The organism is Bradyrhizobium sp. 17 (genome assembly GCF_023073515.1).
Classification (GTDB): Bacteria; Pseudomonadota; Alphaproteobacteria; order Rhizobiales; family Xanthobacteraceae; genus Bradyrhizobium; species Bradyrhizobium canariense_D.
Map to the genome: position 1 here is coordinate 156186 of NZ_JADPJQ010000065.1, position 12962 is coordinate 169147.

Annotated in this window: 11 protein-coding genes and 1 pseudogene; 7 read left to right on the forward strand and 5 right to left on the reverse strand. The window is 64.3% G+C overall.

Annotated features, from left to right (window positions below):
* Positions 1-334 precede the first annotated feature (334 nt).
* A complete protein-coding gene (locus tag IVB13_RS10500; RefSeq protein ID WP_247488919.1) occupies positions 335-1792 on the forward strand; it encodes a sensor histidine kinase in 1458 nt (485 codons plus the stop codon).
* Between the two features lie 13 nt (positions 1793-1805).
* Positions 1806-2941: pseudogene (locus tag IVB13_RS10505) on the forward strand (mandelate racemase/muconate lactonizing enzyme family protein).
* Here IVB13_RS10505 and IVB13_RS10510 read toward each other — a convergent pair.
* Together IVB13_RS10510 and IVB13_RS10515 are read right to left on the reverse strand one after the other, a co-directional pair.
* Positions 2938-3669 (reverse strand): cytochrome c biogenesis protein CcdA, encoded by a 732-nt coding sequence (locus IVB13_RS10510; RefSeq protein ID WP_247488804.1) that lies wholly within the window; start codon positions 3667-3669, stop codon positions 2938-2940. The pseudogene IVB13_RS10505 and the gene IVB13_RS10510 overlap by 4 nt on opposite strands.
* Positions 3670-3871: 202 nt before the next feature.
* Positions 3872-4138, reverse strand: a complete 267-nt coding sequence (locus IVB13_RS10515; protein ID WP_018457109.1) for a hypothetical protein — start codon at positions 4136-4138, stop codon at positions 3872-3874.
* Positions 4139-4654: 516 nt separating this feature from the next.
* Between IVB13_RS10515 and IVB13_RS10520 the strand changes: the two genes are divergently transcribed.
* The 5 genes from IVB13_RS10520 (at position 4655) to IVB13_RS10540 (ending at position 9225) form a co-directional block, all read left to right on the forward strand.
* Positions 4655-5701, forward strand: coding sequence for a LysR family transcriptional regulator (locus tag IVB13_RS10520; protein WP_018457111.1), 1047 nt, complete (start codon positions 4655-4657; stop codon positions 5699-5701).
* Between the two features lie 29 nt (positions 5702-5730).
* Positions 5731-6102 carry a helix-turn-helix transcriptional regulator gene (locus IVB13_RS10525; protein ID WP_026233304.1) on the forward strand — a complete coding sequence of 124 codons (372 nt, stop codon included), beginning with the start codon at positions 5731-5733 and terminating at the stop codon, positions 6100-6102.
* A 374-nt stretch (positions 6103-6476) separates the two neighbouring features.
* A complete protein-coding gene (locus IVB13_RS10530; protein WP_247488806.1) occupies positions 6477-7826 on the forward strand; it encodes a L,D-transpeptidase family protein in 1350 nt (449 codons plus the stop codon).
* 111 nt (positions 7827-7937) lie between these two features.
* The gene (locus IVB13_RS10535; RefSeq protein ID WP_018457114.1) at positions 7938-8759 is read left to right on the forward strand and encodes an enoyl-CoA hydratase; all 822 of its coding nucleotides are present in this window, start codon (positions 7938-7940) and stop codon (positions 8757-8759) included.
* Positions 8760-8940: 181 nt separating this feature from the next.
* Positions 8941-9225 (forward strand): hypothetical protein, encoded by a 285-nt coding sequence (locus IVB13_RS10540; protein WP_085352111.1) that lies wholly within the window; start codon positions 8941-8943, stop codon positions 9223-9225.
* 33 nt (positions 9226-9258) lie between these two features.
* Here the strand turns inward: IVB13_RS10540 and IVB13_RS10545 are convergent, their stop codons facing one another.
* The 3 genes from IVB13_RS10545 to IVB13_RS10555 form a co-directional block, all read right to left on the reverse strand.
* On the reverse strand, positions 9259-10338 hold the full coding sequence (locus IVB13_RS10545; RefSeq protein ID WP_085362255.1) for an isocitrate/isopropylmalate dehydrogenase family protein: 1080 nt from the start codon (positions 10336-10338) through the stop codon (positions 9259-9261).
* Positions 10339-10465: 127 nt separating this feature from the next.
* Positions 10466-11533, reverse strand: a complete 1068-nt coding sequence (locus IVB13_RS10550; protein WP_018457117.1) for an alcohol dehydrogenase — start codon at positions 11531-11533, stop codon at positions 10466-10468.
* A gap of 184 nt (positions 11534-11717) precedes the next feature.
* On the reverse strand, positions 11718-12914 hold the full coding sequence (locus tag IVB13_RS10555) for a CoA transferase (protein WP_247488808.1): 1197 nt from the start codon (positions 12912-12914) through the stop codon (positions 11718-11720).
* Positions 12915-12962: the final 48 nt, after the last annotated feature.

Consider the following 12962-nt stretch of genomic DNA (forward strand, 5'->3'; position numbering starts at 1 on the left):
GGGGCCGCCTTGAGGCGGCCTCCCTCTCTGGGAGTTGACATTATGAAATCGCATCGAGAGGCCCGGATCGCCGGGCTCAGCCTGGCGGCCGTGTACGCCATGTGTCTCCTACTGACCGCAATCAGCATGAGCTGAGGCGCAGCCGCGGACCGCGCTGCAAAATCTTCTTCCTGGGCGGCGCGTCCGAACGCAAAAATTATTGGCGTAGCGCAAATCCCGCCCCTATGGTCTCCCAAAATCATAAATCCGGCGCTCCCCTGCGCTGGAACCGGGACGCCCGCGTTTGTCAAAGCTCACTTTGCCGGTCCGGCTCGCTCTTCTGGTGACGGGAACGATGTTGCCGCTGATCGTCTTCGCGGTCGGCATTGCCGTCTACAATTACAAACAGGACCGCAACGACGCGACCCGCCGCGTGCTGGAGAATGTGCGCAGCATGCGCCTCGTGCTGGACTCCGAGGTGCAGCGGATGACCGGCGGCCTGCAGGTGCTTGCACTGACGAATTCGCTGCGCAACGACGACTTCCAGAGCTTCCGCCGCATCGCGCTCGGCTTCGTCGACCAGTACGGCAAAGGCGGCCTCGTGCTGATCTCCGATCGCAAGGGCCGGCTGTTGTTTTCCTCCGCGACCGAGGACACCGCAAGCCTGCCGCCACGCGGTCATCTTGAGATCATCGAGAAGGTGTTTGCGACCAGGTCGCCGCAATATTCCGACCTGTTCACCGGCGCGATCAACGGCCGGCAGGTGCTTACGGTCGAGGTTCCGGTGCTCCGCGACGGCGAAGTGATCTACGACCTCTGCTTCAGCCCGCCGGTCAGCACCTTTCAGGACCTGGTGGAAAAGCAACGGCCCGACCGGGATTGGACGGTCTCCCTGCTCGACACCAAGGCTATCGTGTTCGCGCGCACGCCGAACCCTACGGAGATCTTTGGCAAACGGGCTACCGGCGCACTGTACGAGAGTATGTTGCGCACGCCGGAAGCCGCACTCTCGACGGTTTCGCTCGACGGCGTCGCGTTGTCCACCGTCTATACGAGGTCGCGGCTGACCGGCTGGACCATCGTGGCCGGCGTCGCCGAGAGCTCGCTAATCGCTCCGCTCTGGCGCAACATCGCGATCACCAGTTTTATCGGCGGCGTCCTGCTGCTGACCGGCCTGACCTTCGCGGTCCGGATGGCGACCACGATCGCGCGCGGCGAGATGCTGCACGATCTCCTGATCGACGAGCTCAACCATCGCGTCAAGAACACGCTCGCGTTGATGCAGGCGATCGCGGTGCAGACCTTCCGCAGCGCCAGCCGGGACGAGCGGGTAAAATTCGAGGGCCGGCTCGGCGCGCTGGCCGAGGCGCATAATTTGCTCAGCCAGGAGAAATGGGCGGGCTCCGAGCTGCGGGACGTGATCGCCCGCGCGCTCCAGCCGTTCCTGCTGAATAATCCGGAGCGCATCCGCATGGCCGGACCCGCGGTGCCGCTGTCGCCGCGGCTCGCCGTGGTGCTGTCGATGATCGTGCACGAGATCGCCACCAACGCGGCGAAGTACGGCGGGCTATCCAACGAGACCGGCCGGGTGACGCTGGAGTGGCAGGTCGTCGCCGATGCGCCGAAGCCGCGGCTGCGCCTGATCTGGACCGAGATCGGCGGACCGCCGGTGACGGCGCCGGTGCAACGCGGCTTCGGCTCGCGCCTGATCGAGCGCAGCGCGCGCGACCAGCTCGGCGGCGAGGCAACGGTCGACTTCCTGCCCCGCGGCGTGGTCTGCACGGTGATTTGCGCGCTGGACGAGGCGCGATGAACGGAGGCCGGCAATGAAGATCACTAGGGTTCGCACGCACATTCTCGAAGCAAAGCTGTCGCAGCCCTTTGCCTATTCGCGCGCCTGGTACGACACGCGCACCGCAATGCTGGTCGAGATCGAGACCGACAATGGTCTTGTCGGATGGGGTGAATGCTACGGCCCGGCGCGCATCACGGCGGCAGTGGTGCAGAGTATCGCTCCGTGGCTGATCGGCGAGGATCCGTTGCGCACCGACGTGCTGTGGCAGATGGTCTATGCGCGCCTGCGGGATCACGGCCAGAAGGGCTCGTGATCCAGGGGATGAGCGGCATCGACATCGCGCTATGGGACATCAAGGGCAAGCATTTCGGCGTACCCGTGCATCAGCTTCTCGGCGGCGGCGCGCGCAAGCAGGTTGCGGCCTATGCGACCGGTCTCTACCGGCGCAAGTCAGGCGATCCGCTGAACTATCTGGCGGAGGAAGCGGCGGGTTATGCCGCCGAAGGATTCCGCGCCGTGAAGCTGAAGGTCGGTTTCGGCATCGCGGAGGATGCCGCGGTCACCCGCGCGGTGCGCGAGGCGATCGGCCCCGATGTCGCGCTGATGGTCGATGCGAACCACGCCTATGACGCGGTCGCGGCGATCCGGTTCGGCCGCCTGATCGAGCGCCATGACATCGGATGGTTCGAGGAGCCGGTGCCGCCGGAGGACATCGCGGGCTATCGCGCGGTGAAATCCGCGCTTACGATTCCGGTCGCCGGCGGCGAGTGCGAATTCACGCGCTTCGGCTTCCGCGAGTTGTTCGTCTCGCACGCACTTGACATCGCCCAGCCCGACACCTGCGCGGCAGGTGGTCTCTCCGAATGCAAGAAGATCGCCGACATGAGCGAGGCGTTCGGCATCCGCTACAATCCGCATGTCTGGGGCACCGGTATCGCGATCGCCGCGTCGCTCCAGCTCCTCGCGGTGCTGCCCTCGCAAACGCCGACTTCGCTGTCACCGCTCGAGCCGATGCTGGAATTCGACCGCACTGAACATCCGATCCGGCAGGCGATTTTGCAGGAGCCGATCGAGCATGCGAGCGGCGTCGTGCGGGTGCCCGAGGGGCCGGGCCTCGGTATCGAGATCGACCGCGCCGCGCTAGCGCGCTTTGATGCGGAGGCCTAACCGATCGTCTGCAACGTCGGAAACGTCTCCAGCAGCCAGATGCTCACGTTCGAGACCGCGCCGGTGAGGAATCCAATACCGGTGATCACCATCAGGACGCCCATGGCACGCTCGACATTGACGAGATGGCCCTTCATGCGCGCGAACAGGGTGGAAAACTGCTCGATCATCAGGGCAGCGATCAGGAAGGGAATGCCGAGCCCGGCCGAATAGACCGCGAGCAGGCCGGCGCCTCTCGTCACCGTCGCTTCGGCGGCGGCGACCGAGAGGATCGCGGCGAGGATCGGGCCGATACAGGGTGTCCAGCCAAAGGCAAAGGCCAGCCCCATCACATAAGCGCCCCAGAGGCCGACGGGCTTGGGCGCGGTCAAGCGTCCCTCGCGCATCAACAGGCCGATGCGCGTCAGGCCGAGGAAGTGCAGGCCCATGACGATGATGACGATGCCGGCGAGGATCGAGAGTTCGGCCGACCAGGCCCGGATCAGCGCCCCGATCAGCGAGGCGCTGGCGCCGAGCGCCACGAACACCGTGGAGAAGCCGAGCACGAACAGGAGTGCCGACATCATGATGGCGCGTTTGGAGACTGATGCGGGCTCTTCGCTTTCGACATGCTCGATCGTCGCGCCCGTCAGATAGATCAGGTAGGGCGGGACCAGCGGCAGGACGCACGGGGAGAGGAAGCTGACGAGGCCGGCAATCAGCGCCGCCGGGATCGAAACATTTTGCATGATGCAGTCGGAGCCATCTCAGGCGCCGGCGCGGCGCGCGGGGAGCGCGCGCGGCGCGGAGCCGGCCCAGATGTAGCCGATGCCACCGAATGCGCAACAGGGGCGCTCAAAACCAGGGCTCCTCCCGATGCCGGTCTGTGATCACAGATGCGGCACCGGGACACGCACAAATCTCGCCAAAAAGCGAAACTCGGCGGCGCGGCTACTTCACCACGCGGAGCAGCGGACGCCGGGGCTGGTCCTGCGTCTGCTTGGAAGGGGGCTGCGGTTCGCTCGTGGCCGTCCGCAGCATTTCGTCGCACAGTGCCTTGAGATCGGCACTGTCAATTCCTTTGAGCTTCATCCGCACGTCCAGGATGACAATGGACAGCAGCTCGGCCGACTCACGGCTATTGCTCTCGTTGAGCACCCTGCGGCACTCTTCGAGCGTTTCCAGCACCGACTGCAACTGTTCGTCTGAATGCGACACGGCGTTCTTTCCGCTAATTCGGCCTGTGAGACGTGGTTGTGACGACCCCTTTGGCCCCCAATGGAGCGTCGAGGATAACACGAGGCCGCTACGCCCCCGAACATGATTTCAGTGTGTTTCTGCCTTGAAACCGCGGTTCCGGCGCGTATCGCGTCGCGCCGCCGGCCGTCGAAACGCTCAGTCGTAAAGCGCTCGATCGTAAAACGCTCGCTCGTAAAACGCCTGGCGTGCTGCAATTGATCCATCGCGGAAGGCACCTGCTCTCGCGCAAGGACGTTCATTGCGGACAATGCCGACAATCCCGCAGCCAAGTCACGGCTCACAACGGAACTCACGCCACACCCCCTCGTACGGGCGATGGTTTGCCCGATTCCTAGCCCTTGTTCCTAGGCCTGGCAGCACCCGAATACCACCTGCGGCGTAGTAAGGATGACGTTCAAAACTCGTCGTTCCCCAACCCGCCGTGGTTGTGGTTTGCCCGAGATTCTGCCAGTTTAGCGACCCGAAGGGACTTGTATGCACTCCTTGGCGGAAAGGGGCGTTCCTCTGGAGGAACGCCCAAAGACAAACGTCAGCGGCCTCTCGGACTGGGATGCGGCGCGCATTTTCCTGGAAGTTGTCCGATGCGGAAGTTTCCGCTCGGCGGCCGAGCGCCTGTCGCTGTCGATCAACGCCGTTCGCCGCCGGATCGATGATTTCGAACGCCAGACCGGCACCACGTTGTTCACCCGCGACGTCCACGGCACCCGTCTGACCGACGAAGGCGCGCTGGTGGTCTCCGCCGTCGAGCAAATGGAGGCTGCTGCCTTCGACGTGCTGCGCACCAGCGATTCGACGGCGAACGCCCTGTCCGGCGAGGTCCGCGTCGCCGTCACCGAGGGACTGGGCACATTCTGGCTCGCCCCGCGGCTGGTCGAATTCCAGCAGACCTATCCGAAGATCCTGGTCGATCTGCATTGCGCGATGCGTTCGGCCGACGTCTCCCGCCACGAGGCCGACGTCGCCATTCACCTGTCGCGGCCTTCGGCACTCGACGTCAAGCTGGTGCGGCTCGGCCGCATGCATCTGATGTTCTGGGCCTCCGAGAAATACATTTCAAAACATGGCGCGCCGCGCTCGGCGGCGGAGTTGATCAAGCACCGCCTGGTGCTGCAGTTCGCGGACCAACTCGCCGCCAAGCAAACTTTCGAGAGCTTCTTCCCCGGCGTTCCGGAACGTGACCTTCTGGTCATGAAGACCAACGTCTCGAGCGCCAACTACTGGGCGGTCGCGAATGGCGCCGGAATCGGCGTGTTCCCGAGCTACGCCATTGCGCTTGGCGGGAAGTTGATTCCACTGGAGGTCGAGCTGAACAGACCGCTGGATATCTGGTTGTCCTACCATCCTGGTAGCGGCCGGATTCCGCGCGTACGGCACATGATTGACTGGCTGATCGAAGCCTTCAATCCGGCGCGTTTCCCGTGGTTTAAGGAAGAGTTCGTGCACCCGCATGAATTCAAGGACGAGTATATGGGCGAACCCCTGACCCAGCTCTTCGGGGGGTTTTCAACCGAAGACCGATGAGAAAAAAGATGAAGACAGCGGCGAAGAGAATGAAGCAGCGCAGTGCCGGCAAGCCGGACATTGAGCTGGGCAAGCGAATCCGTCTACGGCGCGTCGAGATGAAGGTCTCGCAGGCCGAGCTCGGCGAGAAGCTCGGCGTCAGTTTCCAGCAGGTCCAGAAGTACGAGAAGGGCGTCAATCGCGTCGGCGCGGCCCGGCTTCAGCAGATCGCCACCGCCCTCGATGTGCCCGTGACCTTCTTCTATGACGGCGACAACAAGGCGCGCGAAGTCGAGAGCCTGCTCTTCCTGGACTCGGCCTTCAGCCTCCGCCTGCTGCGCGCCTACAGCAAGATCAAGGACCAGACGGTGCAGCGTCAGCTCGTCTCGCTGATGGAATCGATCGCAGCGAACGAAGCCTGAGCCGATCGGCGTTCGTGCCTTTCCGCCCGATGTTCAATCCGCCGCGTCACGGGGCGCGGCTGGATTGAACGAGACCCGGACGAGATATATCCGGCCCGCGCTTGCGCGGACTTCTCGGGGCGGCATGACCGCCCCTTTTTGTTGACCATTTTTCCCGCCGTCGCCCGCGGTTTGCGCGAACCCATTCCGGCCCTGTCGCGACCCAATCCAGAGACCGCGTGCCTTGCGCATGGGGCTCGCGATGCGCCGTGCTTAAGGGAGCCGCAACCGGGAGGCGCTAGCCTCCCGCCGATTTCTCGAATCAGCCCGACGAACCGGGAATTGCCGATGCGAGCGCCCGTCCGGGCCTCGCTCTCATAGGGACGATGGGACACATGTCGAAGCGCCATGCGATAATCATTGCCGTCGGCATGCTTGCGAGCGCCTCTGCGCTTGCTCAGACCGAGACCATTGGACAGGCCGGGCCCAAGCCGGCGACTGCGGCTGGCACGGTGCCGGCCATCGCCAATCCGGCCCACGCAGCCGCACCGAAAACCGCCGCGCCGGCGGCCGCATCTACGGCGGAGAGCCGTTCGGCCGCAGCGCTCGCGCTGACGCATGAGCCGACCTATGACGAAGGCTCCGCCCAGCGCATCAAGGATGCGGCGCTGAGCTATTCCGATCTGGCCGTGCGCGGCGGCTGGCCGACGATCCCGGCGGACGCCAAATTCGCGCCCGGCGCCCAGGGCGCCAATGACGATCTCCTGCGCAAGCGGCTGATCGTCTCCGGCGATTTTTCCGCCGACAAGGCGAGCGGCGCCTTCGACCAGGATCTCGCCGACGCCGTGAAACGCTTCCAGGCCCGCCACGGCCTCGCGCCGACCGGAACGATGACGCCGCGCACGATCGCGGCGATGAACGTGCCGGTGCAGAAGCGCATCCGGCAGCTCGAGGCTTCGCTGCAGCGGCTCGAGAACATGAATTTCGGCTTCGGCCAGCGCTATGTCGTGGTCAACATCCCCGCCGCCTTTGCCGAAGCGGTCGAGAACGACGTCGTGGTAAGGCGCTATCGCGTGATCGTCGGCAAGACCGAAAAGCCCTCGCCAACGCTCACCGCCCAGATCAGCAGCGTCGTCCTCAATCCCACCTGGACGGTGCCCTCCTCGATCGCCAAGACCGAGATCTCCGCGCATATGCGCAAGGATCCCACCTATCTGTCGCGCATGCACATGGAGGTGCTCGACGCTCACGACAATCCGATCGACCCGAATTCGGTTGACTGGTCGGGCACGCATACGCCGAATTTCACCGTGCGCCAGCACAACGGCACGTTCAACGCGCTCGGCGCGGTCAAGATCGACATGCCGAATTCCTATTCGGTCTACATGCACGACACCAACCAGCGCAATCTGTTCAGCGATGATTACCGCTTCGATTCCCACGGCTGCTCGCGCGTCGACAATGTGCGCGATCTCGCCGCCTGGCTACTGAAGGACCAGCCGAAATGGAGCCGCGCCGCGATCGACGCGGAGATCGCCAGCGGCCAGCATCTCGACGTCGCCATGGCGAAGAAGGTGCCGGTGGCCTGGATCTACCTCACGGCGTGGATGACCAAGGACCAGACCGTCCAGTTCCGCAACGACGTCTATAACCAGGACGAGCAGCTGCTGGAGGCGACTGCCGAGGAGGCGGCCTTCTTCAGCAATGCCGGCAGCCATCCGCTGACCGCGCACATGACGCGATAGATCGCGCCATGCAATCGCGGCACAGGCGGCTGCAAAGCCAGGTCCATTGCCGCGGTTGACCCTGGCCTCGCCCCGGCCGAACATTGCGCCTCGCCAACGAAAGCGCCCGCGATGTCCGACATGTCCAGCACGACCGAAATTCCCTACGCCGACGGCAAGATCCTCAAGCACACAGCCAGTGGCGTCGGCGTGATCACGTTCAACAATCCCGACAAGCGCAACGCGATGTCGCTGGAGATGTGGGAGGGATTTGGCGAGGCGCTGACCGCCTTACGCGATGACGCTGCCGTGCGCGTCGTGATCCTGCGCGGCGGCGGTGGCAAGGCATTCGTGTCGGGCGCCGACATCAGCCAGTTCGAGAAGACGCGCCATAACGCCGCCGCTTCCGAGGAATACGCAAAACGCAGCGCCGCCCAGCGCGCGCTGCTCGCCGATTATCCCAAGCCAACGATTGCCTGCATCCAGGGTTTTTGTCTCGGCGGCGGCATGCAGGTGGCGATGCTCGCCGACATCCGCATCGCCTCCCATGGCAGCCAGTTCGGCATTCCCGCGGCGAAGCTCGGCATCGCTTATGGCTATGACGGCTTGCGGCACCTGGTGTCGCTGGTTGGCCCGTCCTGGGCACGGCTCCTGATGTATACGGGCATGCGCATCGATGCGTCGGAAGCGCTGCGCATCGGGTTGGTCGAGCGCGTGCTTCCGGAGGATCAGCTCTGGGGCGAGACCATGGCCATCGCCGAGACGATCTCGCAAAATGCGCCGCTCGCGATCAAGGCCGCCAAGCTCACCATCGCGCAAGTGTTGAAGGACGAAAGCGCGCGCGACATGGACGCGATCAGGGCGGTCGGCACGGCCTGTATGGACAGCGTGGATTTTCGCGAGGGCCGGCAGGCCTTCATGGAGAAGCGCAAGCCGCAGTTCCAGGGACAGTGATTCCGTCGCCAGCGAGCAAAATGAAAACAATCCAGAGTGCCTCTGCCTGCTTGGCTCTTCGCGATGACGGCGGGCAAACTGAACATGCATTCAGGAAGATTAAATTCCCACGGCCCCGCAACACCATAGCAACCAGCTGATTTGCTGGAAGTTCTCTCGCCATCAAACGAGGGAGATTGCGATGAAACTGAAATTTGCTGTTGTTGGTCTGGCTGCCCTGGGCGGCGCCGCTCTCGCATCAGGACAGGCACTCGCAGCGATGCCGAACGGCATTCCGCAGGCCGACCGTATCGCGAGCGGCCCGGCAGCCGACGTCGATCAGGTGCGCTGGGTCTGCAACCCCTGGGGTCGCTGCTTCTGGCGTCCGAATTATTACGGCGCCTACGGTTTTTACGGCGGCCCGCGACGCTTCTACGGCGGCCGTCCGTGGGGCTGGGGCGGCCACCGCCACTGGCGTCGCTGGTGAATTGCGAGGGGCCGCGAGGCCTCTCTTCCTTGACTACAGCGCCGCAAGCACCGCCTTCGTGATGTCGGCGGTTCCGTTGCGGCCACCAAATTCCATCGGCTTGAGACCGTCGGCATAGACCTTGTCCACCGCACGCTCGATGGTCTCGCCGGCCTCGGCCGCTCCTTCGACGCCGTGCTTGTCGGCGAGCCAGTCCAGCATCATTGCAGCCGACAGGATCATCCCGGTGGGATTGGCTTTGCCCTGCCCCATGATGTCGGGCGCGGTGCCGTGGCACGGCTGGAACACGGCGTATTTGTCGCCGATGTCGGCCGACGGCGCCATGCCGAGGCCGCCGATCAGGCTCGCGGTGATGTCGGAGACGATGTCGCCGAACATGTTCTCCATCACCATCACGTCGAAATCCCAGGGACGCTTCACCAGCATCGCCGAGCAGGCGTCGACATAGAGCCGGTCGGTCTTCACCTCCGGATGACGCTTGGCGATCTCGTCGAAGATGCCGCGGAAGAACGCAAAGGCCTTGAACACGTTCGCCTTGTCGACGCAGGCCAGCGCGCCGGGCTTGCCGCGCGCCTTGCGCCGCTCGGCGAGACGAAACGAGAACTCGAACAGGCGCTCGGACGTCTTGCGCGTGATCAGCATGGTCTCGCGCGCCTCCTCATGGGTGACGACGCCCTTGCCCATCGAGGCGAACAGGCCTTCGGTGGACTCCCTGATCACGACGAGATCGATGCCGCGCTGGTCGGCGCCGACGATCGGGCTCGGCACGCCCGGAATGAGCCGCGCCGGGCGCACACCGGCATAGAGATCGAAGATGAAGCGCAGCTCGATCTGCGGCGCGATCTCGGTGTTGTCAGGATAGCGCACCGACGGCAGGCCGCAGGCGCCGAGCAGGATCGCGTCCGCCTCCTCGCACAGCTTGATGGTGGTGTCCGGCATCGACTTGCCGGCGGCGAGATAATGATTGGCGCCCGCCGGCGCCTCAGTGAAGCGAAAGCTCAGGCCGGATTTCGTCTCGATCTTGCGCAGGACTTCGATGGCCGGCGCCATGACTTCGGGACCGATGCCGTCACCGGCAAGCACGGCAATGTGGAAGGCGTTATTTGCGGACATCGGTTTCCTACTCTCTCCAACGTCATGCCCGGGATCGTCCCGGGCATCCACGCCTCGATACCAACTCCATGGCAAGACGTGGATGGTCGGGTCAAGCCCGACCATGACGACAAACTAGCAGCGTTGGTTACGGCGTCAGCACCGTGCGGCCAACCACCGCGCCCTGCTGCAGCTGCACCAGCGCGTCGTTGGCCTTGGCGAGCGGCTGCCGCGTCACGGGGATCGGCGCTATGTTCTTCGCTCGCACGAGGTCGAGCAGCTCCTGCGTCTCGCGCAAATTGCCGACATAGCTGCCCTGGATCGTCACCGCCTTGATCGGAATCAGCGGCAGCGCCCAGGTCGCACCGCCGCCGAACAGGCCGACGAGGACGAGCTTGCCGCCCTTGGTCAGGCAGTCGAAGCCGAGTTGCGTGGTGGCGGCGTTTCCGACGAGATCGAGCACGGCGCGGATGGGACCACCGGCTTTCTTGGCAAGCTGCTCCAGCGCGTCGGGCGCCTTGGGATCGACGGTCGCGAGCGCGCCGGCTTGCTCCGCCGCTTCGCGTTTCTTCGCGTCGATGTCGACCATGATCGCGCCCTTGCCGCCCATCGCCTTCAGCAGCGACAGTGCCATCAGGCCAAGTCCGCCGGCGCCGAACATCACGATCGGCGTGTCGAAGTGCTGCTCGAGCTTCTTCAGCGCGCTGTAGGTCGTGACGCCCGAGCAGGCGTAGGGTGCAGCCGACGCGGGATCGAGGCCTTTGAGGTTGAGCAAATAGCGCGGATGCGGCACCAGCATGTGGTCGGAATAGCCGCCGTCGCAATAGACGCCGAGCGAGCGCGGCGTCAGGCACATGTTCTCGTCACCGGCGAGACAGGTCGCGCATTTGCCGCAACCGATCCAGGGATAGACCAACCCGACATCGCCGATCTTCACGTCGCCCTGGTCCGACGACTTCACGTCCGGGCCGAAGGCGAGCACCTCGCCGACCGTCTCGTGCCCCATGGTCAGCGGCAGGTTGATGCCGCGGTCCTTCAGCGAGAGCGGCTTGCGGCCGTGGCCGAGATCGTAGCCGCCTTCCCAAATGTGAAGGTCGCTATGGCAGACGCCGGCGGCCTTCACCTTGATCAGCACCTGCGTGCCGGACGGTTGCGGCGTGGCCTCGTCGAACTCCTGCAGCGGCGCCTTGAAATCGGCGACCTTGAAACTTTTCATTGGCGTCCTCCCGGATATTTTTCTTGTCGTCGCCACCATGGCATGGGCGGCAGGACGAGACAAACTCGGACCTGTCTAATTTAGGCTGACGGATGATGGCAAGCCGGCCACGCGCAACGCCGCATTGCTTGCCACAGCGTGGTATCCGTCAGACTTCCCGTGAGACTTGCCGTCAGCCTTGCCCTCAGCCTTGCACGGCTGTTTTGCCTGACGGAATTGGCGCATTGTCGGTGAGCCCGATCTCCGCGCGCAGTCCGTCCGTGTGCTCGCCAAGAACGGCTATCGTCTTGCCCGGTGTTGTATCAGCACCGGTCATCCGGAACGGCAGATTGAGGACCTGGAACGAGCCGCCTTCATCCTCGACAGACGAGAGCGCCTCTCGGTGCGCGAGCTGCGGATCGGCCAGTGCTTCGCACACAGTGCGGTAGGCCGAGGCCGGCACGCCGGCCGCACCTAACGCGACAAGACAGACATCGGTCGAGAGCTGCCGCGACCAGGCCTCTACACCGTCCATCAAGTCGGCCCAATGATCGCGACGCGCGGCGTAGGTGGAGAAGCGCGGATCGGAGATCCATTCGGGGCGGCCGATCACTCCCATCAGTCCCTGAAACGTCTTCTCGCTGGCAACCGTGATCATGACATAACCGCTCGCCGTCTCGGTCGGCCCGAACATCGGGCGCGGCGGCGGCTTCACGGTGAACTGCGAGTTCTGCAACTCGATCAATGTCAGCGTCAGCATCGATTCCAGCATGGAAACGTCGATATGCTGGCCGAGCCCAGTCAGGGTGCGCTGGTAGAGCGCCGACGCGATCGCGCCGAACCCGTAGGTGCCGGTGACGACGTCGGCATGGTAGATGCCGCAATAATCCGGGCGGCTGCGGCCGGGCTGATAGGCGAGATGCGCCATGTCGTAGCCCGAGGCTGCATGGATCACCGGCGCATAGGCCGGCAGCTCGGCCGACGGGCCGCTCTGGCCGTAGCCGGAGATCGAGCAGTAGATCAGCTTCGGGTTGACCGTGCGTATTCTGTCATAGTCGAGCCGCAGCCGATGCATCACGCCCGGGCGGAAGTTCTCGACCAGGATGTCGGCAGTCGCGGCCAGCCGGCGGACCGCCTCCTTGCCGTCCTCGGACTTGAGGTCGAGCACGACGCTCTTCTTGCCGACGTTGAGCTGGCCGAACACGGTGCTGCAGCCCTTGCGCAGCGGCGGCCGGGTCCGCATCGTCTCACCGCCGTCGGTCTCGATCTTGATGACCTCGGCGCCCATGTCGGCGAGCATCCGCGCACAATGGGGACCGGCGATGGTGGTCGAAAAATCCAGGACCCTGAGGCCGGCGAAGGCCTTTGTCGTGGTCCCCTCATGCTTATCTGATAGCTGCATGCCTGCTTGCGTCCTTGAGTCACTTAGGAACTTATCGAAGTTCTCTGT

Bases quoted from the DNA above. Each gene is read 5' to 3' on its own strand.
- IVB13_RS10500 (WP_247488919.1), top strand. From the start codon at position 335: ATGTTGCCGCTGATCGTCTTCGCGGTCGGCATTGCCGTCTACAATTAC.
- IVB13_RS10525 (WP_026233304.1), top strand. From the start codon at position 5,731: ATGAAGCAGCGCAGTGCCGGCAAGCCGGACATTGAGCTGGGCAAGCGA.
- IVB13_RS10540 (WP_085352111.1), top strand. From the start codon at position 8,941: ATGAAACTGAAATTTGCTGTTGTTGGTCTGGCTGCCCTGGGCGGCGCC.
- IVB13_RS10545 (WP_085362255.1), bottom strand. From the start codon at position 10,338: ATGTCCGCAAATAACGCCTTCCACATTGCCGTGCTTGCCGGTGACGGC.
- IVB13_RS10510 (WP_247488804.1), bottom strand. From the start codon at position 3,669: ATGCAAAATGTTTCGATCCCGGCGGCGCTGATTGCCGGCCTCGTCAGC.
- IVB13_RS10555 (WP_247488808.1), bottom strand. From the start codon at position 12,914: ATGCAGCTATCAGATAAGCATGAGGGGACCACGACAAAGGCCTTCGCC.
- IVB13_RS10550 (WP_018457117.1), bottom strand. From the start codon at position 11,533: ATGAAAAGTTTCAAGGTCGCCGATTTCAAGGCGCCGCTGCAGGAGTTC.
- IVB13_RS10520 (WP_018457111.1), top strand. From the start codon at position 4,655: ATGCACTCCTTGGCGGAAAGGGGCGTTCCTCTGGAGGAACGCCCAAAG.
- IVB13_RS10535 (WP_018457114.1), top strand. From the start codon at position 7,938: ATGTCCGACATGTCCAGCACGACCGAAATTCCCTACGCCGACGGCAAG.
- IVB13_RS10530 (WP_247488806.1), top strand. From the start codon at position 6,477: ATGTCGAAGCGCCATGCGATAATCATTGCCGTCGGCATGCTTGCGAGC.